Source organism: Streptomyces sp. NPDC059832 (assembly GCF_042731715.1).
In the GTDB taxonomy this organism is placed as follows: domain Bacteria; phylum Actinomycetota; class Actinomycetes; order Streptomycetales; family Streptomycetaceae; genus Streptomyces.
This window is the reverse complement of the sequence record NZ_JBHWIY010000003.1, coordinates 41,927-66,552: the sequence shown is the minus strand read 5'-3', so window position 1 is coordinate 66,552 and position 24,626 is coordinate 41,927. Positions and strand designations below refer to the sequence as shown.

Genomic DNA, 24,626 nt, shown 5'->3' with positions numbered 1-24,626 from the left:
AAATAGCCTGGTGGAAAAACCTTCTCTCTCTTGGCTTCGACCCCCCGCCCACCCTTGTGGGGGGAACACCAGGACTGGTTCCCCCCCCCACAGGCGTGTACGTACGAGGGTCACCAGGCGGTGGCCGACGACGTCTTCTCGGACGGGAACAGCACCCACAGCACCAGGTAGAGCAGGAACTGCGGCCCCGGCAGCAGGCAGGAGACCAGGAAGATGAGGCGCATGGTTCCCGCGGAGGTGCCGAAGCGCCGTGCCAGCGCTGCGCACACTCCGCCGATCATGCGTCCGTCACGGGGGCGGGCAAGTGCGGCCATGGTGGGCTCCTTCGCGAACCGTTGCTGAGGGAGCAGCTCCTCGTGCTCCCGATGGCTCCATGGTGGCCCGGCGAAGGGGGGCAAAGCGTCGCTCTACGGGGCGATCCCGACCCTGGGAATCGTCGGGGTCGCACCCTGGCCCGGCTCGTCCCTGGGGCGGGGGGCCACCCTGACGCGCTCCTGCTTCCTGCGGCGCAGCCGGGCCCGGCACATGGGTACGACGAGCAGGTGGGCGAGCGCCACGCCGGTCGTGTTCAGCAGCAGCGAGTCGACGTCGACGACCTGTCCGGGCACCCCGGTCTGGGCCAGTTCGATGGTCGTGGAGATCAGCGCCCCCGCCGCGACGGTACGGGCCAGCGAGGCCCACGGGGAGACGGCGAGCCGGCCCCCGGCCATCGGCAGCAGTACGCCCAGCGGGGCGAGCAGCAGCAGGCCCTCACCGATCCGGCGGGCGGCCTCGACCGGGCCGAGGGACAGGTCGGCTCGGATACCGGCGAGCGGATGAAGATTCGAGGCGGTCGTCCAGGGCACGTCGAGGGGGCGCAGGGTCAGCCACCCGACAAGCAGCAGATGCGCGAGGAGGAGAGAAACCCCGGCCGCGCGGAAGCGGATGACGGCTTGACCGTCCGAACCTTGACGCACGTCCCCCAAGACGCCACGAACGGCAGGATCGGTTCCGCCGACCCGGAATCCGGCCCGTCCGGCGCGGGAGCACGGATCCGGGCCCGGCCGCCCCGGGCCGCCCGAGGCCGGAGAACCGGCCGCCGGACACCCCGTGCGCCCCGCTCAGGCCCCCTTGCCCGCCCCCGGCGTCGGGACCACCTTGGGCCGCGCCTTCATCTCCGAGGTGCACAGATAGCCGCGCGGCGCGTAGTTCCCCGGCCCGCCCAGCACCACCGTGCCGTTCGGGGCGAGCGTGTCGCTCTCCGCGTACGTGCACACGATCTGCGCCAGCGCCTCGGACCGCAGGTCCTCCGGCTGCTCGCTGAGCCGCAGCGTGCCCTGCCGGTCGCCGGTGCGGGCCGCGCCGACCCGCAGGTTCTCCGGGACGGCCGTGGAGTACCCGGCCCGCCGTTCCTCGGCGGGCGGCTTCTGCCGCAGTTCGTCCAGGAGCGCCTGCGCCACCGGGACACGGTCCGAGCCGGTCCCGTCGACCTGCACCGTACGGTCCACCGTGACCAGCTGCGAGGAGCAGACCAGGTAGATCTGTACGGGTATGCCCTTGAGGGCCTGCGTCGTGATGTCCTCAGCGGACATCGTGCACGGCACCTGGGACGGCGCGGCCCCGGCGTCCACCGGCACCGAGGTGGACCTGATCCCGCAGCCCGCGGCCAGTACCGCCCCGGCCACGGCACCGGCCAGCGCCAGGGCCGAACGGCGCGCCCGGCGGTTGTCGCTGCCCATCACGTGGCCTCGCCCTCCTCGTCCCGGTCCCCGGGGTCGTGCCCGCCGTCGGAACGGGTGAGCTGCTCGGCATCGCGCGGCAGCCGCAGCACGAACACCGCGCCGTCGCCGTCCGGCGAGTTCGCGGCCGTGATGTCACCGCCGTGGATGTGCGCGTTCTCCATGGCGATCGACAGGCCGAGACCGCTGCCCTCGGAACGCGGGCGCGAGGCGCTGGCCTTGTAGAACCGGTCGAAGACATGCGGCAGCACGTCCTCGGGGATGCCCGGACCGTGGTCGCGCACCTCGATGACGAGCTGGTCGCCCTCGGTCCGCACCGCGACCCGTACCGGCGAACCGCCGTGCTTGAGCGCGTTGCCGATCAGATTCGCCAGGATCACATCGAGCCGGCGCGGGTCGAGGCGGACCATCATGCCGCGTTCGGCGTCCAGGTCCACCGCGTCCAGCCAGGCACGGGCATCGATGCAGGCGGTGACCTGGTCGGCGACGTCGACGGTGTCGAGGACGAGCCGGGCCGTACCCGCGTCGAAGCGGGTGACCTCCATCAGGTTCTCCACCAGGTCGTTGAGGCGCCGGGTCTCGCTCACCACCAGGCGTACCGCCGGCGCGATCATCGGGTCGAGGCTGTCCGCCTCGTCCTCCAGCACCTCGGTGACGGCGGTCAGCGCGGTGAGCGGGGTACGCAGCTCGTGCGACATGTCGGCGACGAACCGCCGGCTCGCCTCGTCCCGGGCGCTCATGTCCGCGACCCGCTTCTCCAGCGAATTCGCGGTCCTGTTGAACGTACGGGAGAGATCGGCCAGTTCATCCGTGCCGGACACCACGAGCCGGGTGTCGAGCTTGCCCTCGCCGAGCTTGCGGGCCGCGTCGCCGAGCCGCTGAACGGGCCGCAGCACGGTCGTCGCCGCGGCCTGTGCGAGCAGGGCCGAGCCGATCAGCGCGAGCCCGGTGGCGATCCCCAGGGACCAGGCGAGGGAGTTGAGATCCTGCCGTTCCTGGTCGAGCGACTTCAGCATGTAGCCGGTCGGGCCACCGCCGATGATCTTCGTACCGCCCACCAGGTACGGCGTGCCGCGGATACTGGTCCGCTGCCAGAACAGGTGGTACTCGTACTTGTTGCCCGCCTCCAGCGGCTGCTTCTTGTTGACCGCCTTCTGCAGCGACAGCGGCACGTTGTCGAGCGTGAAGGTGTCCAGGTCGGAGTTGCCGACGATCGGCTTGCCGGTGTCGCGCTCGTCGACCAGCAGCACGCTGTAGCCGGGCGAGCTGCTCGCCATCTGCACCGCGGCGTTCTGCAGGTCGTCCCTGGTGGGATGGAGCGGCAGCGAGGCGGCCCGGCCCTGCATCTCCTGGCGGAAGTCCCCGAGCGCGGAGTCCTGGGTACGGGTCAGCACGGCCTCGCGGTTCAGCCAGTACGCGATCCCCGAGGCGGACACCGCGGCGGTCAGCGCCACCAGCGCGAACACCACGACGAGACGCAGCCGCAGACTGGTCCAGCGAAGCCCGGTGAGCAGGCTCCGTTTGACGGCATCGCTCACTGAGGCGAGTCCAGTCGGTAGCCCACACCCCGGACGGTACGGATCAGCGTCGGCGAGGACGGCACGTCCTCCACCTTGGCCCGCAGCCGCTGCACACACGCGTCGACCAGCCGGGAGTCACCGAGGTAGTCGTGCTCCCAGACCAGCCGCAGCAGCTGCTGCCGGGACAGGGCCTGACCCGGTCGGCGGCTCAGCTCCAGCAGGAGGCGCAGCTCGGTCGGCGTGAGCTGCAGATCCTCCCCGTTCTTGGTCACGGTCATGGCGGAACGGTCGATCACCACGCTCCCGAAGGACGCGGAGTCGGTGGATTCGCGCTCGCCGCGACGCAGCACCGCGCGGATACGGGCGTCGAGCACCCGGCCCTGCACGGGTTTCACCACATAGTCGTCGGCACCGGACTCCAGCCCGACCACGACGTCGATGTCGTCGCTGCGCGCGGTCAGCAGAATGATCGGCAGCTGGTCGGTGCGCCGGATACGCCGGCACACCTCGAAGCCGTCGATCCCGGGCAGCATCACATCCAGCACGATCAGGTCCGGCCGCTGCTCACGCAGCAGTTTCAGGCCGTCCTCTCCCGTCGCGGCAGTGGCCACACGGTGGCCCTGGCGCGACAGCGAGAGTTCGAGGGCCGTGCGGATGGCGTCGTCGTCCTCGATCAGCAACAGGAAAGGCACGCTGGTCATTCTGACCCATGGTGGAGCCCCAGTTCGACAGTTGGGGCCGACTCATACATCCGGCGCACCCTCCGCGCACGGACGGCAGGCCCTGTGACAGGCCTGTGACAGTCGGCGGACAGGGCCATGAAACTGCCCCGGCAAGCTCATTGGCACAAGGAACGGACGGACTCCACCGATGGGGGGCGCGAGATGAACGCAACTCACAGCATCACCGCAAGCGCAGTTGTCACGCGTCTCCATGACGTCGGCCGGAGCATCGAGAAGTCCGGCGCCGGGAGTGGACGGGGGTGCGTTCGTGGCGCCGGGCGTCAGCACCCGTCGTACATGACGGTGGTTGACGTGCCTGTGGGGGGCAACGGGGGGAACAACGGGGGCAGCGCGTACGGGGAGGTCACGGGGGAGCGGAAGGTCCCGGCACAGGGCGAGGACGCCGAAGCGGCGTTCACGGCCTACGTCCGGGAGCGCCGCGCCTCCCTGTACGCAACCGCCTACCACCTGACCGGCGACCGGTTCGAGGCCGAGGATCTGCTGCAGAGCGCCCTCTTCTCGACGTACCGGGCGTGGGACCGGATCAGCGACAAGGCGGCGGTCGGCGGCTATCTGCGCCGCACCATGACGAACCTGCACATCAGCGCCTGGCGCAGGCGCAAGCTCAACGAGTACCCGACCGAGGAGCTGCCGGAGACGGCGGGCGACACGGACGCGATGCGCGGCACGGAACTGCGCGCCGTGCTCTGGCAGGCGCTGGCGCGGCTGCCGGAACTCCAGCGCACGATGCTGGTCCTTCGTTACTACGAGGGCCGCACCGATCCGGAGATCGCGGCCATCCTCGACATCAGTGTCGGCACGGTGAAGTCCAGCATCTGGCGGTCGCTCCGCCGGCTGCGCGAGGACGAGGTCCTCAGCTTCGGCCGTGACGAGGAGGAGTCCTTCGGCGAGCTGGTGGCCTGAGGCGAGGGGGGACACGGGGGAGAACGGGGCCGCTGCTTCGGGGGAGGCGGCGGAGTACGGGGGAAGTGCTGCGGGGTCGGAGGGGCCGGGGGGTCCCGTCCGGCCCCGTTCGCGTGTCTGCGTGCGTATGTGTGCGCGTGCGGAGCCCCGGTCGCGGGAGGGCTGCTAGACCGTCCCCCGCGCCGCGGGCGCCCGGCGGCACCGGCCGGCCGCCGCGGCGGCCAGCCGGCCCAGTGCCTCTTCCTTGCCGCACGGGTGCGCGCCCAGCGCCGTCTGCCGTGCCACGATCCGCCGTTCCGCCCGCATCAGCCGCCACCCGCGCCGCAGCAGGAACGGCACCGACTTGCGCCCCTCGCGCAGATCCCGCAGCAGGCGGCGGCGGAATGTCGTCGTCGGACGGCCGCGCAGGCACAGCGCGTCCGCCAGTATGCCCAGCTCCTGGCACCGCTCGACTATGTCCGCGGCGAAGATCCCCTCGGCGACGAACAGCGGCGTGCGCTCGATGTGGAGGGCTTCCCGGTCGACCCGGGAGCTCGTGGTGATGTCGTAGACCGGGACGTGTGTGCGGCCCGTGCGGCACAGCTCCGTGATCGCGGCGACCGCGGCGTCGGCGTCCCAGGACTGCGCGGAGTCCCAGTCGATGTCCGTGCTGCCGGGGACGAGCGGCAGCGTGGGGTCGTCGCCCTCCTTGTAGAAGTCGTCCAGGCGCAGCACCGGAAGGTCGGTGCGGGCGGCGAGGGAGGACTTGCCGGAGCCGGAAGGGCCCGCGAGCAGCACGACGCGGGTCGGGATCGGTTGGGAATTCACAGAACACGAGTGTGAGGCATTGACCCGCGCAGGGGATCCCCCGGTGCCCGTGTTGGTATCGAGCATCACACCTCAACTACTCTACGCACTCAGATGATTACTCGATCGTCTCGATCAGGTGGGAACTCCATGGCACGTCATGCACTTTCCAGGTCCCGGCGCCGCGCCCTGCTGAGGGCAGGTCTGACCGTCACCGCGGTGGGTGCCGCGCTCGGTGCGGGGGGTGCGGCGGCCCAGGCGGCGCCGCTGCCCCACGTGCCGGTCGTGGGCGCCGACAGCAGCCTCGGCGAGGCCGGGGAGGCCGCCGGGGGCGCGGCGACCGGGGCGCTCGGCCACTCGCTCAGGAACGGCATCGCCCCGGTGACGCATCTGCGGCTCGACCCGCTGGCCGGCACGGGCACGGATCCGCTGGACAACACGGTGGGCACACAGCTCGCCGACTTCAAGCCGCTGTCCACGGCCGTCGTCACCGACCCGCTGACCAGCGGTGGTGCGCTGAAGGACCTGCCGCTGGCCGGTCCGGTGGCGCAGGTGCTGCACGGCAGCTGAGCCGGGAGCCGAGCCGGGAGCGGCCCTTTCCTCCGGAGCTCCGGAGGAACGGGCCGCTGTTGCGCGGGGCCGGTCAGTAGGAGGAGCCCGAGACGCCCAGTGCGCCCGTCGGGTGCCAGACCGTCTTCGTCTCCAGGAAGGCCGTCAGCCGGTGGGTGCCCGGATCGGCCGTCCAGTCCACGGTTCCGTCCACAGGCTGTGGGCGCAGGACCCGCTTCAGGTTGTCGGCCGCCGCGATCTCCAGCTCCTTCGCCAGGTCGGCATCGGCGCCCGTGAGGTCGATGGCGTTCACATCCTGGTGGGACGCGAGCGGCGCCGCGATCTCCGCCGTCCTCCCGGACAGGATGTTCACCACTCCGCCCGGCAGGTCGGAGGTGGCCAGTACCTCACCCAGCGAGAGCGCGGGCAGCGGGGAGTCCGCCGAAGCGATGACGACGGCCGTGTTGCCGGTCGCGATCACCGGGGCGACGACCGAGACCAGGCCCAGGAACGACGACTCCTGGGGTGCCAGGACCGTGACCACTCCGGTCGGCTCGGGGGTGGACAGGTTGAAGAACGGGCCCGCGACCGGGTTCGCCCCGCCCACGACCTGGCCGATCTTGTCGGTCCATCCGGCGTACCAGACCCAGCGGTCGATCGCCGCGTCCACCACGGCCGCCGCCTTGGACTTCGACAGGCCCTCCGCGTCCGCCACTTCCCGTACGAACTGGTCCTTGCGGCCCTCCAGCATCTCCGCGATGCGGTAGAGGATCTGGCCGCGGTTGTACGCCGTCGCCCCCGACCAGCCGCCGAACGCCTTGCGGGCGGCCACGACCGCGTCGCGCGCGTCCTTGCGGGAGGACTGGGGGGCGTTCGCCAGCCACTTGCCCTTCGAGTCCGTCACCTCGTACACCCGGCCGCTCTCGGAGCGGGGGAACTTGCCCCCGACGTACAGCTTGTAGGTCTTGAAGACGCTCAGACGGTTATCGGACATCGAGGTACGCCTCCAGGCCGTGACGGCCGCCTTCGCGGCCGAAGCCCGACTCCTTGTAGCCGCCGAAGGGCGAGGTCGGGTCGAACTTGTTGAACGTGTTGGCCCAGACGACGCCCGCCCGGAGCTTGTTCGCCACCGCGAGGATGCGGGAGCCCTTCTCCGTCCAGATGCCGGCCGAGAGGCCGTACTGGCTGTTGTTGGCCTTGGCGACCGCCTCGTCGGGCGTGCGGAACGACAGCACCGACAGCACCGGGCCGAAGATCTCGTCGCGGGCGATGGTGTGCGCCTGGGTGACGTTGGTGAACAGCGTCGGGGCGAACCAGTAACCGGCGGAGGGGAGTTCGCAGGGGGCGGACCAGCGTTCGGCGCCCTCCGCCTCGCCCGTCCCGACGAGTGCGGTGATCCGGGCGAGCTGCTCCGCGGAGTTGATCGCGCCGATGTCGGTGTTCTTGTCCAGCGGGTCGCCGAGCCGGAGCGTGGACAGCCGGCGCTTCAGCGCGTCCAGCAGTTCGTCCTCGATCGACTCCTGGACGAGGAGCCGCGAGCCCGCGCAGCAGACCTGGCCCTGGTTGAAGAAGATGCCGGTGACGATCCCCTCGACGGCCTGGTCGATCGGGGCGTCGTCGAAGACGATGTTGGCGCCCTTGCCGCCCAGTTCGAGGGTGACCCTCTTGTCCGTACCGGCGATCTGGCGGGCGATGGCCTTGCCGACCGCGGTCGAGCCGGTGAAGGCGACCTTGTTGACGTCCTCGTGCTCGACGAGGGCGGCGCCCGCGTCTCCGTACCCGGTGAGGATGTTCACGACACCCTTGGGCAGGCCCGCCTGACGGCAGATGTCCGCGAAGAACAGCGCGGAGAGCGGGGTCGTCTCGGCGGGCTTGAGGACCACCGTGTTGCCGGTGGCGAGCGCCGGGGCGATCTTCCACGCGAGCATGAGCAGCGGGAAGTTCCACGGGATGACCTGGCCCGCGACGCCGAGGGGGCGCGGGTTCGCGCCGTAGCCGGCGTGGTCCAGCTTGTCGGCCCAGCCCGCGTAGTAGAAGAAGTGCGCGGCGACCAGGGGGAGGTCCGCGTCGCGGGTCTCCCTGATCGGCTTGCCGTTGTCGAGGGTTTCGAGGACGGCGAGCTCGCGGCTGCGCTCCTGGATGATCCGGGCGATCCGGAAGAGGTACTTGGCGCGCTCGGAGCCGGGCAGCGCCGACCACTTCTCGAACGCCTTGCGGGCCGCCTTCACGGCCCGGTCGACGTCGGCCGCACCGGCCTGCGCGACCTCGGAGAGCACCTCTTCGCTGCTCGGCGAGACGGTCTTGAAGACCTTGCCGTCGGCCGCCTCGGTGAACTCGCCGTCGATGAACAGCCCGTACGAGGGCGCGATGTCGACGACCGAGCGCGACTCGGGGGCGGGGGCGTACTCGAATGCAGATGCCATGGGGATCAGTCCACCGTCACGTAATCGGGGCCGGAGTAACGGCCGGTGCTGAGCTTCTGGCGCTGCATCAGCAGGTCGTTCAGCAGGCTGGAGGCGCCGAACCGGAACCAGTGGTTGTCCAGCCAGTCCTCGCCCGCGGTCTCGTTCACCAGCACCAGGAACTTGACCGCGTCCTTGGACGTACGGATGCCGCCGGCCGGCTTCACGCCGATCTGCACACCGGTCTGCGCGCGGAAGTCGCGCACGGCCTCCAGCATCAGCAGGGTGTTCGCGGGCGTGGCGTTCGTCGCGACCTTGCCGGTCGACGTCTTGATGAAGTCGGCGCCCGCCAGCATGCCGAGCCAGGAGGCGCGGCGGATGTTGTCGTACGTGGACAGCTCGCCCGTCTCGAAGATCACCTTCAGGCGGGCGTCGGTGCCGTCGGCCCGCGCGCACTCCGCCTTCACGGCGAGGATCTCCTCGTACACCTTCAGGTAGCGGCCGGAGAGGAAGGCTCCCCGGTCGATCACCATGTCGATCTCGTCGGCCCCGGCGGCCACGGCGTCGCGGACGTCCGCGAGCTTCACGTCGAGCGCGGCGCGGCCGGCGGGGAAGGCCGTCGCCACCGACGCCACCTTCACTCCGGAACCGGCCAGCGCGGCGACGGCGGTCGCCGCCATGTCGGGGTAGACGCAGACCGCCGCGGTGTGCGGGGTCGTGCGGTCGGTCGGGTCGGGATGGACGGCCTTGGCGGCGAGGGCCCGGACCTTGCCCGGGGTGTCCGCGCCTTCCAGCGTCGTCAGGTCGATCATCGAGATGGCCAGATCGATGGCGTAGGCCTTGGCCGTCGTCTTGATCGAACGGGTTCCGAGGGACGCGGCGCGCGCTTCGAGGCCGACGGCGTCGACGCCGGGCAGCCCGTGCAGGAAGCGGCGCAGCGCACTGTCGGACGCGGTCGCGTCGGAGAATGCGGGAGCTGTGGTGGGCATGGTCACCAGAGGAGCATATCTACGCGCGTAGCGACCTGTACAGGGGGATCGGTTCTCCGCGTGCGGCGCGGTGCCGGGGCGGACGCCTCCGCATCGTGCGCCGCGGTACCGGGGCGGCCGCCCCGGCGCCCCTTGCGCCCGTCAGGCAGAATCGGGCCCATGACGAGCCCCACACCACCCGCCGAGCCGGTCTACGCCGACCGGACCTTCCGCTCGCCCGCCGGGATCGTCGGGGGCGTCCTGCTGCTTCTGCTCATCTGCTGGATCGGGGGGGACGCCCTGATCCGGGGGGACGGCCGGGTGCGGTGGCTGGCGGTGGCGGGGATACTGACCGCGGTGCCGCTGGTCGTCGCGTTCACGCTGCGGCCCGTCGTGCTCGCCAACGAGCGGCGCATCCGGATCCGCAACCCGTTCCGGACGATCACCATGCCGTGGACCGAGGTCGCCGATCTGCGGGCCGGGTATTCGAGCGAGCTGTTCACCGAGGGCGGCGCCAAGTACCAGCTGTGGGCGGTGCCGGTCTCGCTGCGGCAGCGGAAGAAGGCGGCCCGGCAGCAGTCCCGGCGCTCGCTCGACGACCCGTACGACCGCACGTCCGTGCACGCCGATGTCCGCGACACCAAGGCCCGGATGGCGTCGGCCGACCAGAGCATGGCCGACCTGCGCGAGTTGGTGGAGCGGGCGAAGACGGGCCCGGGTGCCGCCCCGGCGGCCACGGACTCCACGGCGCCGTCCGTGGCGGTGCGCTGGGCGTACGAGGTGATCGCGCCGGCGGTGGTGGGCGCGGTGCTGCTGGTGGTGCTGTTCGCGGCCGGCTGAGGCCGGTCGGGGAGGGCGAGTGCAGGAGCCTGATCCGATGAAGCCCGCACCGTGCCGGTGCGGGCTTCACTCATGCCCGGGGTCCTACTTGACGTCGACGTAGTCGCCGGCGGCGGTCGCGCCGCCCGTCGTGGACATCTCGCTGAAGGTCCAGCGCCAGTAGCCGTCCGTGGACGCCTTGACCGTGGTTCTCAGGGCGCCCGAGGAGTTGGCCTTGACGATCTTGACCGTGGAGTAGGTGCTGGTGCCCGCCTTGCGGAACTGCAGCTTCGCCGACTTGCCGCCGTAACCGGTGTAGGAGTGCTTCACCCAGTCGGCGCGCGTGAGCCGGCCGGTCACGGTGAGCGTCTTCCCCTTGGCCACCGGCTCGGGCGAGGCGTCGACGGTCGCCCTCGCCGCCCGCTTGACCCGCACCGTGCCGAGGGCGGGCAGGTACTCCTGGCTCTTCGGCTGGCCGTTCGAGCCCCAGATGCGTGCGGCCGCGCCGACCTTCCAGGTCGTCGCGTCGTTGTTCGAGTCCAGGGTGTAGCGCGGCTCGATGTACAGCTCGCCCTTGCAGTCGGCGGCGCGCGAGCCGTCCTCGTAACAGGTCATGCTGCTCACATAGATGCCGCCGTGGTCGGCACCCTTGCTCGCCGTGGTGTCGTGGTAGAGGTAGGGACCGGCTTCCACGTCGGAGAGCGAGTGGCCCGCGGGCCAGGTGACGTGGAAGCGGACACTCGGGAGCTTCTCGTCGGTGGTGCCCACGACGATGGGCCTGCCCGAGTTCACGACCATCTTCGACACCGTGATCCCGGTGTCGGCGGCTTCCGCGACCGGTGCGGTGAACGCCGCAAGGGCGAGCGCTCCCGCGAGGGCGGCCACGGTGCCGGTTCTGCCTGTGCGCATGCACGGCCTCTCACTGGTAGGTATGCGAGTCGCCGCAGACTACCGGCCCGGTACCGGGCGGAACACCTCCGTGTATGCCGGGCGCACGAGGGGCAACTTCCGGGTGAAAGCCGACCGCTGCGGCGGTTTCCGGTCCCGGCGGTCATGCCCGCCTCCATACATTGCGCGTGCCGCCCGACTTCCGAAGCGGGCGGCGGGGGGTGGGACGAGATGACGGACGACGGCGGTTCCGGCAGAGCGGACGCCACTGGCGCGCGCTGCCGGATAGACATCGACCCGGACGGCGGATACGGCTGGCGGATGGTCGCGCAGAACGGACGCGTGGTCGCGGTCTCCGCGGGCTCGTACGGCGAGTACGGCGAATGCCGGTCCGCCTTCGAGGAGTTGTGCGCGCGGCAGCAGGATCTGACGGGCGGCGTGCAGCACACGCCCGGGGGCAACGGCTGGATGTGGTTACTCCGGGACCGGGGCGGACGGGCCACCGCCGTCTCGGCGCGGGCCTACGAACGGCATTCGACGTGCCGGGCCGCGTACGAACGGTTCCGCGCGCTGCTCGCCGAGATGGGGGGCGTCACCGGAAGTTGCCTTTAGGGCACACCTCATTCACATCTCGGAGCGTGCATGTCCATGACGCGGCAGCAGCGTCGACCGCGTGACGAGAGATACGAGTGGGACCGCGGCGCAGGACGCGCCGCGGCGGCTGTACGCGGATCCGGGGCTGCCCGACCGCGTGTTCAGGGGCGTGGCCCGCGGCGGCGGCGGGCTGGTGCTCGCGGTCATGCTGCTGGTCGGCGGATTCCTGCTCTACCGGGCCTGGCAGGCGCTGTCCCGGGCGGGCTGGTCGTTCCTGACGACCGAGGCGTGGGAGCCGGACGCCGGCCGCTTCGGGATCGCCGCCGTGCTGGTCGGGACGGTGCTCATCGCGCTGGTGGCCGTCGCCGTCGCCGTACCGCTGGCGGTCGGCGGGGCGCTGTACATCTCCGAGTACGCGCCGCCCCGGCTGCGCCGCACGCTGATCAGCGTCGTCGACCTGATGGCGGCCGTGCCGTCGGTCGTCTACGGGCTGTGGGGGCTGTTCTTCTTCGAGGGGAAGATCCTCCCCACCGCCCGGTGGATCGCGACCTACCTGGGCTGGATCCCGCTCTTGCGGGTGGACGGCGCCGACCCGTCCGACCCGCTCGCCCCGGAGAGCGTGTACACCTCCTCCACGCTGGTCGCGGGGGTCGTCGTGGCACTGATGGTCGCGCCGATCGCCTGCTCGGTGATGCGCGAGGTGTTCTCGCAGGCGCCGGTCGGCGAGCGCGAGGGCGCATACGCGCTGGGGGCCACCCGCTGGGGCATGATCCGCAGCGTCGTCCTGCCGTTCGGCAAGGGCGGCATGATCGGCGGCACCATGCTCGGTCTGGGCCGGGCGCTGGGCGAGACCATCGGGGTCTACCTGATCATCTCGCCGGTCTTCGAGATCCAGTGGCACGTGGTGCAGAGCGGGGCCAGTTCGGTTGCCGCGCTGATCGCCCTGCGCTACGGCGAGGCCAGCGAATTCGGCATGTCGGCGCTGATGGCCGCGGGCCTCGCGCTCTTCCTGATGACGCTCGTCGTCAACTTCGCGGCGTCGTCGATCGTCGCCCGCAGCCGGTCCGGCGCGGCGAGTGAGTGAGGGGACCCAGCAGATGACCATCGCACCCGAGAGGCCCGTCACCACCGCGGAACGGGCCGCGCCCGTGGGGGAGCGGCGGCGGTCCCTCGGCCTGCTGCGCGCCACCGACGTGTACGCGCTGCTCGGCGCCGCGGCAGCCGCTCTGTCGATCACCTGGCTGCTGTTCGCCCGGCTGCTGCCGTTCAGCGGGACCGTCGGCTTCCTGGCCGTCGCGTACGGGCTGTTCCTCGCCCTGTACGGACTGCTGGTCTCCTTCGACGAGAACGGCCCCGCGGTACGGGACCGGCTGGCCGCCGTCGTCGTGCAGAGCCTCGGCCTGGTCATGGTCGTCGCGCTCGGCTTCGTCGTCGTCTTCACCCTGTGGGAGGGCCGCAAGGCGCTGCCGCACCTGAACTTCTTCACCCAGGACATGGCCGAGGCGGGCCCGTTGGACCCGCTCTCGGCCGGCGGCATCCTGCACGCGATCCTCGGCACGCTGGAGCAGATCACCGTCGCGCTCGCCCTGACCGTGCCCACCGGCATGGTCTGCGCGGTCTTCCTCAACGAGGTGCCGGGACGCTTCGCCCGGTTCGTGCGGACCGTCGTCGAGGCGATGACCGCGCTGCCGTCGATCGTCGCGGGCCTGTTCGTCTACGCGACGGTGATCCTCGCCCTCGGCTTCGACCGGTCCGGCCTCGCCGCCTCCCTCGCGCTCGCCGTGATGATGCTGCCGATCATCATCAGGGCGGCGGACGTGGTGATCCGGCTGGTGCCGGGGACGCTGCGGGAGGCCTCGTACGCGCTGGGCACCTCGCGCTGGCGCACCGTCCGGCACGTGGTGCTGCCGACCGCGCGGTCCGGGCTGACCACCTCCGTCATCCTCGGCACCGCGCGCGGGATCGGCGAGACCTCGCCCGTGCTGCTGACCGCCGGATTCACCGCCGAGATCAACGGCGATCCGCTGTCGGGGCCGCAGGTCTCGCTGCCGCTCGCCACCTTCGAGTTCGTCAAGTCGCCCGAGCCCACGATGATCGCCCGCGGTTTCGGTACGGCGGCCGTCCTGATGGCGCTGGTGCTCGTGCTGTTCGTCGTCGCCCGTGTCATCGGCGGCCGGGGACCGGGGCAGCTGACCAGGCGTCAGGAACACCGTCGGGTCCAGGCGTCGCGGCGTGACGCCGAACGGTTCGCCGCCCGGTCCGGGCGGCCCGCGCCCCGCGAAACACCCATGGATACGAGGAGTGAGTGACCAGTGAGACCGGCAACCGTCTCCCGACTGACCATGGCGGTGGCGGCACTGGTGTGCGCGCTGCTCGCCCTGCACCCGACGACCGCCCAGGCCGCCTCGTACACGAAGATCAGCGGCGGGGGCTCCACCTGGAGCTCCAACGCGCTCGACCAGTGGCGCCGCAACGTCGCCGCCAACAGCGGCATGACGGTCAACTACTCGCCGGTCGGTTCCTCGGTGGGACGTGAGCAGTTCAAGAACGGCACGGCGGACTTCGCCGTCTCCGAGATCCCGTACGGACTGACCGAGTCCGGCATGCGGGACGCGCCGCCGAAGCGCGGATACGCGTACATGCCGATCGTGGCCGGCGGCACGGCCTTCATGTACAACCTGCGGATCGGCGGCCGGAAGGTCACCAACCTGCGGCTCTCCGGCGAGGTCATCACCAAGATCTTCACCGGCGCGCTCACGATGTGGAACGCCCCCGAGATCCGGGCCGACAACCCCGGTCTCGTGCTCCCCGCCCGCCGCATCATCCCCGTCGTGCGTTCCGACGGCTCCGGTACGACCGCCCAGCTGACCACCTGGCTGGCCAAGGAGCACGGCGCGCTGTGGGACGCGTACTGCAGGCGTGCCGGGCGTTCCACCCCCTGCGGGATGACCTCGTACTTCCCCGTCGTGCCGGGCTCCTCGACGATCGCCAAGTCCGGTTCGCTGGGCGTCTCCGGCTACACCAAGCAGGGGCATGCCGAAGGCGCGATCACCTACGTCGAGTACTCGTACGCGATCAAGACCCACTTCCCGGTGGCGAAGGTGCTCAACGCCTCCGGCTACTACGTCGAGCCGACCGCCTCCAGTGTCGCCGTGGCGCTGATGAAGGCCCGGATCAACGAGGACAAGAACTCCGAGAACTACCTCACCCAGATCCTGGACGGCGTCTACCGCTCGGCCGACCGGCGCACCTACCCGCTCTCCTCCTACAGCTACATGATCGTGCCCACCGCGGCCGAGTCGCCGTTCACCGCCGCCAAGGGCAGGACGCTCGGCGCCTTCGCCAACTACTTCCTCTGCGAGGGCCAGCAGCAGGCCGAGGAGCTCGGCTACTCGCCGCTGCCCAAGAACCTCGTCGAAGCCGGATTCACCCAGGTCCGCAGGATCCCGGGCGCGCCGACCGCCGCCGTCGACATCAAGAGCTGCCGCAACCCCACCTTCTCCGCCGACGGCTCCAACACCCTTGCCAGGAACGCCCCGTACCCCCAGCCCTGCGACAAGCGCGGCACCACGCAGTGCGCGGACGGCACGGCGGGCGCCAAGGAGCGGACCCGGGTGAACGCCGGTGCGAACGGCGGCGGTTCCGGTGGCGGATCCACCGCCGGCGGTACGGGCGGCGGCGCCGGTTCCACGGGCGGTGCGGGCGGCGGCGGGGCCGCGGGGGCGTCGGGAGGCTCCACCGGTACGGACGGGGCGTCCGGCGGGACGGGGGGCGGTGCGGCCTCGGGCGCCGTCGATCCCGACACCGGCGAACGGATCGACGGCTCGGCCGGTGCCGGGACCGGGGACGCCTCCGTCGTCGGCAACCCGGTCACCCTCGCCGCGGGCGACTCACCGGGGCTGCGTGGCGTGCTGATGGCGCTCTCCGCCGTCCTGCTCGTCGCCGTGGTCGTCGGACCACCGCTCACCGCGCGGGCGCTCGCCGCCCGCAGCCGTCGCAAGGAAGGGCCGCGATGACACCCGGACGTCACACCCACCGGCGCATCGCCACCGGCATCGGGGCCCTGCTCGCCGCCCTGGTGGTCGCGCTGCTGCCGCTGCCCGCCACCACGCCCCCCGCCCAGGCGGCGACGGGCTCGGCGGTGACGGTGACCGGCCGCAAGGGCCCGCACGACGACTTCTCGAAGCTGAAGGTCACCGTCCACCAGACCGAGCAGCTGCGCGGCCAGGGGGTGCGGATCACCTGGACCGGCGGCAGGCCGACGCAGGACGGCTTCACCTACGACTACCTCCAGATCATGCAGTGCTGGGGGGACGACCCCCGGGGGCCCTCGCGCGAGCAGTGCCAGTTCGGCGCCCAGGGGAGCGGCGGGCAGGGCGGCAACTGGACCGCGCTGCGCCAGATCGGGGTGGGGGCCGCCGACCCCGCCGAGAAGGAGTACGTGGGGAACGGCTCCGGCGAGTCGTACGTCCCGTTCCGCCCCGCCGACGGCGGCCCCGCGACCGCCGGGTCCCGCGACTGGACCTACTTCAGCTCGATCGACTCCAACGAGGAGCCCTACGCCGTCACGCACGCGGACGGCACGGGCGAGTTCACCTTCCAGATGCAGTCCGGGCAGGAGGCCTCGCAGCTCGGCTGCGGCGAGCCGGTGAAGAAGTCCGGCCGGACCGGGACCCGTCCCTGCTGGCTCGTCGTCGTACCGCGCGGCGGGCACGACGTGGACGGCGGGACCGGCTCGAACCACCGGCTGGAGACCTCGCCCCTCACCACGTCCAACTGGGCCCAGCGCCTCGTGGTGCCGCTGCACTTCCAGCCGGTGGGCAACACCTGTCCGGCCGACCGGGCGGAGCGCCGGGTGACCGGGTCGGAGCTCGTCACCGAGGCGATCAGCTCATGGCAGTCGACCCTCTGCGCGGGTGCGGGCAGCGCGAAGTTCGCCTTCAGCCAGAGCGGCGAGGCAGGCGCACGGGAGACCCTCGCCAGGCCCACGCCGGGCTCCCCGCACCTCGCCTTCACCGTCGACCCGCTGCTCCCGGCGGGGGAGGGGGCGGGCGGAAGCGCGGTGCACGCGCCGGTGGCGGTGAGCGGACTGGTCGTCGGCTTCTTCGTCGAAATGCCGGGCTCCGGGCAGCTCACCTCGATGAGACTCACCCCGAGACTGCTCGCCAAGATGCTCACCTCGTCGTACCAGAAGGACGTGGTCAGCAGGATCAAGGCCGCCCCCGAACACATCAAGGACAATCCGCTCAGCCTCTTCCACGACGAAGAATTCAAGAAGCTCAATCCGGCGTTCAAGGACTGGGTTCCCTATCTTTCGCCGTCGAGCATCATGGTGCAGCTGGAGAGTTCCGACACCACCGAAATGCTGTGGAAGTGGCTGCGGTCCGACACCGAGGCACGGGAATTCCTGGCCGGCACTCCCGACCCCTGGGGCACGAAGGTCAACCCGTACTTCGAGGAGCTGCACCTGGACACCGACACGAGCGTGAACGACTACCCCAAGGCGGATCCGACCCGCACCACCGTCACCGTCGGCGAGGAGTCCCTGGAGTACGGGACCACCGAGATCGCCCCGTACGTCCAGGACATGCACGAGGGCGCGCTGCGCACCCGCCGGGGCAACAACGGAGCCACGACCACCGCGGCCGCCGGGGGCAACGGCGCACCGGCCAAGCTGGTCAACACGCCCCCGCTGGCCGGACAGCGCATGGTGCTCGCGATCGTCGACGCCGCCTCCGCGGCCCGCTACGGACTCCAGACCGCGTCCCTGCGCAACGCCGACGGCACCTTCGTCGCCCCCACGCCCGCCTCGCTGCTCGCCGGAGCCGCCGCCATGAAGGACTCGGCCGAGCCGGGCGTGCTCGCCCCGAACCCGGGCGGCGCCAGGGGCCGGGCCTACCCCCTCGCCTCCGTCGTCTACGCGGGCGCCTACACCGGCACCCCGGCGGCCGAGCGCAAGGACTTCGCCGGGCTGATCCGTTACGCGGCGCGGTCCGGGCAGACCCCGGGCGCCGCCGCCGGACAGCTGCCGCCCGGATACGCGCCGCTGCCCGCCGCCCTCCGCACCCGGGCGCTCGCCGCCGCGGACCGGCTGGAACACCCGAAGACCGCGGCCGGGAGTTCCGGGGCGGGCGGACCGGCGGGCCCCGGCGGCTCCGGAGCGTCCGGCGGCGGGCCCGGGGGAGCGGGCGGCGGACCGGGCGGCGCCGGTGGCGGTGCGGGCGGGGCCGGCGGGGGCGACGCGAACCCCGACCCGGGCGATACGCCGGCGCACAAGGCGGACCCCGGCGGCGCCGAGCAGCAGAACGTCGCCGAGTCCGGCGGCCTGACCCCCTCCACGGCCCTCGGAATCGTCCGCTGGGTGCTGATCGGAGTGCTGCTCGCGGGCGGAATCGCGGGCCTTTCCGGACCCGTTCTGCTCCGCCTTTCCGTACGGAAATCCTTCCGGGCCGGCTGAGTTCTCCAGGTGTCACCTCGTAAAGCATTTCGTAACCTGATCAACCGTCACCGTTGGTGGCCGCCGGGAACCGGATGAGGAAAAGTCATCGGTGGCCGGTCGACGGGCCGGTGGAAAAAGAATTCAGAATTCTGCTTGAGCGTCCATTCCTTCCATTCCTCGTATCCGTATGCACGGAGGAGAACAGAAGTGAACGTCAAGTCCCGCGCACGCATCGGTGCCGTCGTCGGTACCGCGGCCCTCGCCCTCGGCGCCATGGCGGCCCCCGCCTCGGCGGACCCGGCCCCCGGCACCTACCGGGTCCTCGCCGGTGTCGGCTCGGACACCACCCAGGACGTCGTGAACGGCCTGGGCGGCGCCGTCGACAGCGGCGCGCTGATCGCCTCGTACAACGCCCTCGGCACGACGACGATCAAGACCCGCGCCACCGGCTGCCAGATCGCCCGGCCCAACGGCTCCTCGGCCGGCATCAACGCGCTGCGCAACGCCGTCGACAACAACACCGGCTGTCTGGACTTCGCGCGCTCCTCGCGCGGCGTCGCGGACACCTCGTCCACCGACCTGACCTGGATCCCGTTCGGCAAGGACGCGGTCACCTTCGCCGTCCGCTCCGACAGCGCCCTGCCCAAGGCGCTCACGAAGGCGCAGCTCGTCTCCGTCTACACCTGCCAGACGACATCCCTCAACGGTGTGGCGCTCACCCCGCTGCTGCCCCAGTCCGGCTCCGGCACCCGGTCCTTCTTCCTGGGGCAGCTGGGCCTCACCGAGTCCACCTTCGGCGCCTGCGTCGACGACACCGTCCAGGAGCACAACGGCGAGGCGCTGGACAGCGCGGGCGACATCGCCCCGTACTCCGTCGCGCAGTACATCGCGCAGAGCAACGAGCCGGGCGATGTCGTGGACCGGCGCGGCGCGGCCGTGCTCGGTTCGGTCAACGGGGTGGCCCCGCGGAACGCGAACGGCACCCTCAACACCGCCTTCCCCTTCAACCGCGACGTCTACAACGTCGTCCCGACCGCCAAGCTGACCGACCCGACGATCGCCGCCGCCTTCGTCGGCTCCACGTCCAAGGTCTGCGCGCAGAACGGCGTGATCGCCACGTACGGCTTCGGCACGATCGCCAACTGCGGCAGCACCGACCTCCGGGGCGAGAGCTGACCACCACCCCGTAACCGCGCCACGGCCGGGCACCCCCAGGGTGCCCGGCCCCCAGGCATACCCACCACCGCATCCCACTGGGGGGACCGACCACCATGAGACATCTCGCACCACCGAGAACACCCGCCGTGCTGCTGCTCTGCTGCTCGCTCCTGCTCGCCGCGGCGGCCACGGTCCTCGGCCTCGCACCGACGGCCCGTGCCGAGGACGCGCTGGGCGGACTGACGTTCCCGGTCGCCTCGGGGAAGACCGCCGACAACCCGACCTTCCCGAAGGTGACCACCGACGGCCCCTGCCCCGCCGAGAACGCGCAGCAGGTCTCGCTGGTCCTGGCCAAACCGGCCGGCGGCACGGTCACCCTGGGCAGGACGACCGTCGGTGCCCCGTTCGACCAGGGGCCGTTCGGCGCCGACATCCTCGCCGGGAAGTCGCTCGAATCCCTGCTGCGGAGCTGGATCCCCAGCGGGCCGCTGGACGGTACGTACGACGTCCGGCTCATGTGCCGCGACGCCGACAACATCGGTGGCAAGTACTTCCCCGCGAAGATCCAGGTCACCGGTGACTCCTGGACCGTCCAGGCGGCCGCCGCCACCACGACCGCGCTCACCGCCACCCCCGCCGCCACCGCCCCGGCCGGAACCGAGGTCACGCTGAAGGCCGCCGTCACACCCCCGGCCGCCGCCGGGAAGGTCGCCTTCCTGGACGGGACCACCGAGCTCGGCAGCGCCGATGTCGCCTCCGGGGCCGCCGAGTTGAGGACGAAGACGCTGGCCGAGGGCGCGCACACGCTCACCGCGAAGTTCGTCCCGGCGGACTCCGGCGCGTACGCGGAATCCGTCTCCGCCGCCCTTGCGTACACCGTCACCGGGGCCGGCTCCTCGCCCTCCCCGGACCCGAGCGACACCGGCGGCCCCACCCCGGGCATGCCCGCCGACCTCGACGTCACCGACGCGGACGGCAAGGCCCTGGACGTCAACCCGACGCTCACCGCAGGCCAGAAGGTCCTCATCACCGCCCGCGGCTACACCGAGGGGGCCAAGGTGAAGGTCGCCCTCGCCGACAGCGGGGCCGCCTTCCCCGACGCCACCGCCGACGCCGAAGGCATCGTCCCCGCCTACGCGTTCACCGTCCCGGCGGGCATCGAGGACGGCTCGTACACCCTCACCCTCGCCGAGCCGGGAACCGGCGGCCACAGCGTCGAGTTCCTCTTCGCCGTCGGCGACGCACCGGGCCCCGACCCGAGCCCGAGCGACTCCGCGGGCGCGGACGACGGCGGTGCGACGACCGGTGCGGACGGCGGCGGAACAGCGGGTGCGTCCACCGGAGGCTCGGGCGGCGGCGGGGACACCGCCACGGGCCCGCTCGCCGCGACCGGCACCAGCGCCCTCGCGCTCGGCACGGCGGCGCTCGCGCTCTGCGGGCTCGGTACCGCGTTCGTGCTGCACACCCGGCGCAAGGGCCTGCTCCGGTTCTGACGTACGGGGGCGGGGGCCCCGGCCCCCGCCCTCCCCGCGCCGGCACCGGCACCCGCACCCGCACCCATCCCGCCCCGACGAGGAGCGCATCCGACGTGACGACCGTGCTGACCCCGCCACCGGTGACCCCCGCCCCACCCCCGACACCACCCCCGACACCGCCCCCGCCGGGCCCCGCGGCGGCGCCCCGGCCCCCCGCCCGCCCCGGTCTCGCCCTGGCCGGAGCGGCACTGTGCGTTCTCGCGGCCGTACTCCTCGGCTTCGCCGCCGACCTCACGGTCGTCGGCCACCTCCAGCACGCCCGCGACCAGCAGACCGGATACGCCGAACTCCGCAGGCAACTCGCGCTCGGCACCGCCCCGGTGGGCCAGCGCACCTACGACGACAAGCCGCTCTCCCCGGGGGCGCCCGTCGCCCTCCTGCGCATCCCCGCCCTCGGCCTGCGCGAGGTCGTCGGCGAGGGCACCACCTCCGGCGTCCTGATGTCCGGACCCGGACACCGCCGCGACACCCCGATGCCGGGACAGGCGGGCACCAGCGTGATCATGGGGCGCCAGTGGGGGTACGGCAGCCCGTTCAACGGCCTCTCGAAGCTTCCCGCCGGGTCGAGGATCGAGGTGACGACCGGTCAGGGCAGGGCCGTGTACACGGTGTCGGCCGTCCGGCGCTCGGGCGACAGGCTCCCCGCGCCCGCCGGGACCCGGGGCCGGCTCACCCTGGTGACCGCGTCCGGCAGCCCGTACACCCCCGCGGGCGTGCTGTACGTCGACGCCGAACTCACCACCCCCGTCCAGCCCAGCCCGCCCCGCTACGTCCGCCCCGGCTGGATCGGCCCCGCCGAGGAGGCGCTCGGCGGGGAGGGCGGGGAGGGCGGTGCCTGGCTCGCGGTCTTCCTCAGGTCGCAGGCCCTGCTCGCCGCCGCACTCCTCACGGTCTGGCTGCACCGGGTCTGGGGGAGCTGGCAGACCTGGATCACCGCCGGACCCGTTCTCGCCGCGCTCGGCCTCGCGGTCGCCACGGCTGCCACCCGCCTTCTCCCCAACCTGCTCTGAACAACCAGGAGTTGACGTATTCCGATGACCGAGACCATCCCGCTGCCCGCCGCCGCGCCCAACCGGCCGCGCACCGGCGCCGCTTCCCCCGCCACCCTCGAAGCCGAAGCGGTCTCCGCCTGGTTCGGCGACCACAAGGTCCTGGACCGGGTCTCCCTGCGCATGCCCGCGCTGGAGGTCACCGCCCTGATCGGCCCGTCGGGCTGCGGCAAGTCGACGTTCCTGCGCATCCTCAACCGGATGCACGAACTGATCGGCTCAGCCTCCCTGGCGGGCCGGGTCCTGCTGGACGGCGAGGACATCTACGACCGGGGCCGCCGCATCACCCGCGCCCGCCGCGAGATCGGCATGGTCTTCCAGAAGCCCAACCCGTTTCCCGCCATGTCCCTGTACGACAACGTCCTCGCGGGCCTGAAACTCAACGGCATCAAGGCGGCCAGGGACGGCAGGGACGATCTCGTCGAGGAATGCCTGACCAAGGCGGGCCTGTGGCGCGAGGTCAAGGACCGGCTCCGCCAGCCCGGCGGCGCGCTCTCCGGCGGACAGCAGCAACGCCTCTGCATAGCGAGGTCGTTGGCGGTCCGCCCCCGGGTGCTCCTGATGGACGAACCCTGCTCCGCGCTGGACCCGACCTCCACCCGCCGGATCGAGGAGACCATCGCCGACCTCAAGGAGGAGGTCACCATCGTGATCGTCACGCACAACATGCAGCAGGCGGCGCGGGTCTCCGGCCACTGCGCGTTCTTCCTCGCCGAACAGGGCACGCCCGGTGTGATCGTCGAACACGGCCCGACCGACGCGATGTTCGGCGCCCCGCAGGACGCCCGGACCGCCGACTACGTGAACGGCCGCTTCGGATGACGCCTCGGGGCCCCGCGCCGGGGCCCCGCCGCGCCGGCCGCCCCGCTCCCGCTCAGATCCCGGCCGCCGCCGCCAGATCGCGCTTGATCCCGTCGAGCAGCTCCGCGCCCTTCGCGCGGGCCGCCGGCAGCTCGTCCGCCGAACCGACCGGCACCACGACCTCCAGATAGCACTTGAGCTTCGGCTCGGTGCCGCTCGGGCGGACGATCACCCGGGCGCCTTCCAGCTGGTAGCGGAGCCCGTCGGTGGGCGGCAGCTGCGCGGTGCCCCGCGCCAGGTCCTCGGCCGAGGTGACGGCGAGGCCCGCCAGCGCGGTCGGGGGTTGCTCGCGCAGCCGCGCCATGGCGTCGGAGATCACCGACAGGTCCTCCACCCGGACCGACAGCTGGTCCGTGGCGTGCAGCCCGTGGGCGACCGCGAGGTCGTCGAGGAGATCGAGGAGCGTACGCCCCTGCTCCTTGAGCCCGGAGGCGAGCTCGGCGACGAGCAGGGCGGCCGTGATGCCGTCCTTGTCGCGTACGCCGTCGGGGTCGACGCAGTAGCCGAGCGCCTCCTCGTACCCGTACCGCAGCCCGTCGACGCGGGCGATCCACTTGAAGCCGGTCAGCGTCTCCTCGTGGCCGAGCCCGGCCTTCTGGGCGATCCGGCCGAGCAGCGAGGACGACACGATCGACTCGGCGAGGACACCGGTCACGCCGCGGTCCACCAGATGGGCGGCGAGCAGCGCGCCGACCTCGTCGCCGCGCAGCATCCGCCAGCCGCCGTCGGCGCCGGGGTCCGGGACGGCGACGGCGCAGCGGTCGGCGTCCGGGTCGTTGGCGATGACGATGTCGGGGTCCGCGCGGCGCGCGGTCGCGAAGGCGAGGTCCATCGCGCCGGGCTCCTCCGGATTGGGGAAGGCGACGGTGGGGAAGGCCGGATCGGGCTCGGCCTGCTCGGCGACGAGCACCGGCGCGGGGAATCCGGCCCGGTCGAAGGCGGCGGTCAGCACGGACGTACCGACACCGTGCAGGGCGGTGTACACGACCCGGGCGGTGCGCGGCGATCCGGCGGCGAGCACGGTGTCCGTACGGGCCAGGTAGGCCGCCAGGACCTCGTCGCCGAGGACGTCCCAGCCGTCGTCGGGCCGGGCCACGCCGTCGAGCGGGCCGACCGCGGCGATGGCGGCGGCGATCTCGCCGTCCGCCGGGGGGACGATCTGGGAGCCGTCGCCGAGGTAGACCTTGTAGCCGTTGTCGCGCGGCGGATTGTGGCTGGCGGTCACCTCGACGCCGGCGACGGCGCCCAGGTGCCGTATGGCGTACGCGAGCACGGGGGTGGGGAGCGGGCGGGGGAGCACCGCCGCCCGCAGGCCCGCGCCGGTCATCACGGCCGCGGTGTCGCGGGCGAAGTCGGCGGACTTGTACCGGGCGTCGTACCCGATGACGACGAGCCCGCCGCCCTGCCCCTGCGCCTTCAGATACGCGGCGAGACCGGCCGCCGCCCGGATGACGACGGAGCGGTTCATCCGCATCGGCCCGGCCCCCAGCTCACCGCGGAGCCCGGCGGTGCCGAACTGCAGCGTGCCGGCGAACCGTGCGGCGAGCTCGTCGGCACTCCCGGCGGACCCGGATTCGATGAGCCCGGCGAGCTCGTCGCGGGTCTCGGGATCGGGGTCCTCCGCGAGCCATGTCCTGGCCTGCGCGATGAGGTCCTGCTGCACGGTGTCCGCCTTTCTGCGGTGTGGGAATTCA

Annotated in this window: 23 protein-coding genes; 12 read left to right on the top strand and 11 right to left on the bottom strand. The window is 72.1% G+C overall.

Going from position 1 to position 24,626, the window contains the following annotated elements; all coding sequences use genetic code 11:
• Positions 1-110: 110 nt before the first annotated feature.
• From ACFV8T_RS05530 to afsQ1, 5 genes are all read right to left on the bottom strand, one after another.
• Positions 111-314 (bottom strand): PspC domain-containing protein, encoded by a 204-nt coding sequence (locus ACFV8T_RS05530; RefSeq protein WP_385324922.1) that lies wholly within the window; start codon positions 312-314, stop codon positions 111-113.
• 93 nt (positions 315-407) lie between these two features.
• Complete coding sequence (locus tag ACFV8T_RS05525) at positions 408-956, bottom strand: VanZ family protein (RefSeq protein ID WP_385324921.1); 549 nt, start codon at positions 954-956, stop codon at positions 408-410.
• Between the two features lie 144 nt (positions 957-1,100).
• Positions 1,101-1,718: a GerMN domain-containing protein gene (locus tag ACFV8T_RS05520; RefSeq protein ID WP_385324919.1), complete on the bottom strand. Its 618-nt coding sequence runs from the start codon at positions 1,716-1,718 to the stop codon at positions 1,101-1,103.
• On the bottom strand, positions 1,718-3,256 hold the full coding sequence (locus ACFV8T_RS05515; protein ID WP_385324916.1) for an ATP-binding protein: 1,539 nt from the start codon (positions 3,254-3,256) through the stop codon (positions 1,718-1,720). Before ACFV8T_RS05515 ends, ACFV8T_RS05520 begins: the two co-directional genes overlap by 1 nt.
• Complete coding sequence (gene afsQ1, locus ACFV8T_RS05510; RefSeq protein WP_206433404.1) at positions 3,253-3,930, bottom strand: two-component system response regulator AfsQ1; 678 nt, start codon at positions 3,928-3,930, stop codon at positions 3,253-3,255. Before afsQ1 ends, ACFV8T_RS05515 begins: the two co-directional genes overlap by 4 nt.
• A 192-nt stretch (positions 3,931-4,122) precedes the next feature.
• On the opposite strand from afsQ1, the gene ACFV8T_RS05505 reads away from it, so the two are divergent.
• The gene (locus ACFV8T_RS05505) at positions 4,123-4,884 is read left to right on the top strand and encodes a SigE family RNA polymerase sigma factor (protein ID WP_385324913.1); all 762 of its coding nucleotides are present in this window, start codon (positions 4,123-4,125) and stop codon (positions 4,882-4,884) included.
• 165 nt (positions 4,885-5,049) lie between these two features.
• Here ACFV8T_RS05505 and ACFV8T_RS05500 read toward each other — a convergent pair whose 3' ends face one another.
• Positions 5,050-5,757 carry a uridine kinase gene (locus ACFV8T_RS05500; RefSeq protein WP_385324910.1) on the bottom strand — a complete coding sequence of 236 codons (708 nt, stop codon included), beginning with the start codon at positions 5,755-5,757 and terminating at the stop codon, positions 5,050-5,052.
• Between the two features lie 63 nt (positions 5,758-5,820).
• Between ACFV8T_RS05500 and ACFV8T_RS05495 the strand changes: the two genes are divergently transcribed.
• Positions 5,821-6,240 carry a hypothetical protein gene (locus tag ACFV8T_RS05495; protein ID WP_385324909.1) on the top strand — a complete coding sequence of 140 codons (420 nt, stop codon included), beginning with the start codon at positions 5,821-5,823 and terminating at the stop codon, positions 6,238-6,240.
• Between the two features lie 73 nt (positions 6,241-6,313).
• Here the strand turns inward: ACFV8T_RS05495 and ACFV8T_RS05490 are convergent, their stop codons facing one another.
• Genes ACFV8T_RS05490 through deoC form a run of 3 tightly spaced genes read right to left on the bottom strand, consistent with a single transcriptional unit; the run spans position 6,314 to position 9,610 of the window.
• Positions 6,314-7,213 carry an aldehyde dehydrogenase family protein gene (locus ACFV8T_RS05490; protein WP_385324907.1) on the bottom strand — a complete coding sequence of 300 codons (900 nt, stop codon included), beginning with the start codon at positions 7,211-7,213 and terminating at the stop codon, positions 6,314-6,316.
• On the bottom strand, positions 7,203-8,642 hold the full coding sequence (locus ACFV8T_RS05485; RefSeq protein WP_385324904.1) for an aldehyde dehydrogenase family protein: 1,440 nt from the start codon (positions 8,640-8,642) through the stop codon (positions 7,203-7,205). The genes ACFV8T_RS05490 and ACFV8T_RS05485 overlap by 11 nt, the downstream gene beginning before the upstream one ends.
• A 5-nt stretch (positions 8,643-8,647) precedes the next feature.
• A complete protein-coding gene (deoC, locus tag ACFV8T_RS05480; protein WP_385325539.1) occupies positions 8,648-9,610 on the bottom strand; it encodes a deoxyribose-phosphate aldolase in 963 nt (320 codons plus the stop codon).
• A 159-nt stretch (positions 9,611-9,769) separates the two neighbouring features.
• Here deoC and ACFV8T_RS05475 point away from each other — a divergent pair, with 159 nt between their 5' ends.
• Positions 9,770-10,429, top strand: coding sequence for a PH domain-containing protein (locus ACFV8T_RS05475; RefSeq protein WP_385324901.1), 660 nt, complete (start codon positions 9,770-9,772; stop codon positions 10,427-10,429).
• A gap of 84 nt (positions 10,430-10,513) precedes the next feature.
• Here the strand turns inward: ACFV8T_RS05475 and ACFV8T_RS05470 are convergent, their stop codons facing one another.
• A complete protein-coding gene (locus ACFV8T_RS05470) occupies positions 10,514-11,317 on the bottom strand; it encodes a hypothetical protein (protein ID WP_385324898.1) in 804 nt (267 codons plus the stop codon).
• A 210-nt stretch (positions 11,318-11,527) separates the two neighbouring features.
• On the opposite strand from ACFV8T_RS05470, the gene ACFV8T_RS05465 reads away from it, so the two are divergent.
• From ACFV8T_RS05465 to ACFV8T_RS05425, 9 genes are all read left to right on the top strand, one after another.
• Positions 11,528-11,908 (top strand): hypothetical protein, encoded by a 381-nt coding sequence (locus ACFV8T_RS05465; RefSeq protein ID WP_385324896.1) that lies wholly within the window; start codon positions 11,528-11,530, stop codon positions 11,906-11,908.
• Between the two features lie 61 nt (positions 11,909-11,969).
• Entirely contained in the window at positions 11,970-12,974 is a 1,005-nt protein-coding gene (pstC, locus tag ACFV8T_RS05460; protein WP_385324893.1) for a phosphate ABC transporter permease subunit PstC, read from the top strand.
• Positions 12,975-12,987: 13 nt separating this feature from the next.
• On the top strand, positions 12,988-14,199 hold the full coding sequence (gene pstA, locus ACFV8T_RS05455; protein WP_385324890.1) for a phosphate ABC transporter permease PstA: 1,212 nt from the start codon (positions 12,988-12,990) through the stop codon (positions 14,197-14,199).
• A gap of 3 nt (positions 14,200-14,202) precedes the next feature.
• Complete coding sequence (locus tag ACFV8T_RS05450) at positions 14,203-15,906, top strand: phosphate ABC transporter substrate-binding protein PstS (protein WP_385324888.1); 1,704 nt, start codon at positions 14,203-14,205, stop codon at positions 15,904-15,906.
• On the top strand, positions 15,903-18,347 hold the full coding sequence (locus ACFV8T_RS05445) for a hypothetical protein (protein ID WP_385324885.1): 2,445 nt from the start codon (positions 15,903-15,905) through the stop codon (positions 18,345-18,347). Before ACFV8T_RS05450 ends, ACFV8T_RS05445 begins: the two co-directional genes overlap by 4 nt.
• Positions 18,348-18,536: 189 nt before the next feature.
• Complete coding sequence (locus tag ACFV8T_RS05440; protein WP_385324884.1) at positions 18,537-19,505, top strand: hypothetical protein; 969 nt, start codon at positions 18,537-18,539, stop codon at positions 19,503-19,505.
• 95 nt (positions 19,506-19,600) lie between these two features.
• Positions 19,601-20,980: an Ig-like domain repeat protein gene (locus ACFV8T_RS05435; protein ID WP_385324882.1), complete on the top strand. Its 1,380-nt coding sequence runs from the start codon at positions 19,601-19,603 to the stop codon at positions 20,978-20,980.
• A gap of 95 nt (positions 20,981-21,075) precedes the next feature.
• Positions 21,076-22,032, top strand: a complete 957-nt coding sequence (locus ACFV8T_RS05430; protein WP_385324880.1) for a sortase — start codon at positions 21,076-21,078, stop codon at positions 22,030-22,032.
• Between the two features lie 24 nt (positions 22,033-22,056).
• Entirely contained in the window at positions 22,057-22,893 is an 837-nt protein-coding gene (locus ACFV8T_RS05425; RefSeq protein ID WP_385324878.1) for a phosphate ABC transporter ATP-binding protein, read from the top strand.
• 52 nt (positions 22,894-22,945) lie between these two features.
• On the opposite strand, the gene ACFV8T_RS05420 is transcribed toward ACFV8T_RS05425, so the two are convergent.
• Positions 22,946-24,595, bottom strand: a complete 1,650-nt coding sequence (locus ACFV8T_RS05420) for a phospho-sugar mutase (protein ID WP_385324875.1) — start codon at positions 24,593-24,595, stop codon at positions 22,946-22,948.
• Positions 24,596-24,626: the final 31 nt, after the last annotated feature.

Excerpts from the sequence above, each read along its gene's own strand:
- ACFV8T_RS05470 (WP_385324898.1), bottom strand. The coding sequence starts at position 11,317 with ATGCGCACAGGCAGAACCGGCACCGTGGCCGCCCTCGCGGGAGCGCTC.
- ACFV8T_RS05435 (WP_385324882.1), top strand. The coding sequence starts at position 19,601 with ATGAGACATCTCGCACCACCGAGAACACCCGCCGTGCTGCTGCTCTGC.
- ACFV8T_RS05475 (WP_385324901.1), top strand. The coding sequence starts at position 9,770 with ATGACGAGCCCCACACCACCCGCCGAGCCGGTCTACGCCGACCGGACC.
- ACFV8T_RS05465 (WP_385324896.1), top strand. The coding sequence starts at position 11,528 with ATGACGGACGACGGCGGTTCCGGCAGAGCGGACGCCACTGGCGCGCGC.
- ACFV8T_RS05500 (WP_385324910.1), bottom strand. The coding sequence starts at position 5,757 with ATGCTCGATACCAACACGGGCACCGGGGGATCCCCTGCGCGGGTCAAT.
- ACFV8T_RS05495 (WP_385324909.1), top strand. The coding sequence starts at position 5,821 with ATGGCACGTCATGCACTTTCCAGGTCCCGGCGCCGCGCCCTGCTGAGG.
- ACFV8T_RS05530 (WP_385324922.1), bottom strand. The coding sequence starts at position 314 with ATGGCCGCACTTGCCCGCCCCCGTGACGGACGCATGATCGGCGGAGTG.
- ACFV8T_RS05425 (WP_385324878.1), top strand. The coding sequence starts at position 22,057 with ATGACCGAGACCATCCCGCTGCCCGCCGCCGCGCCCAACCGGCCGCGC.
- ACFV8T_RS05485 (WP_385324904.1), bottom strand. The coding sequence starts at position 8,642 with ATGGCATCTGCATTCGAGTACGCCCCCGCCCCCGAGTCGCGCTCGGTC.
- ACFV8T_RS05490 (WP_385324907.1), bottom strand. The coding sequence starts at position 7,213 with ATGTCCGATAACCGTCTGAGCGTCTTCAAGACCTACAAGCTGTACGTC.
- ACFV8T_RS05445 (WP_385324885.1), top strand. The coding sequence starts at position 15,903 with ATGACACCCGGACGTCACACCCACCGGCGCATCGCCACCGGCATCGGG.
- deoC (WP_385325539.1), bottom strand. The coding sequence starts at position 9,610 with ATGCCCACCACAGCTCCCGCATTCTCCGACGCGACCGCGTCCGACAGT.
- ACFV8T_RS05505 (WP_385324913.1), top strand. The coding sequence starts at position 4,123 with ATGAACGCAACTCACAGCATCACCGCAAGCGCAGTTGTCACGCGTCTC.
- ACFV8T_RS05520 (WP_385324919.1), bottom strand. The coding sequence starts at position 1,718 with ATGGGCAGCGACAACCGCCGGGCGCGCCGTTCGGCCCTGGCGCTGGCC.
- pstA (WP_385324890.1), top strand. The coding sequence starts at position 12,988 with ATGACCATCGCACCCGAGAGGCCCGTCACCACCGCGGAACGGGCCGCG.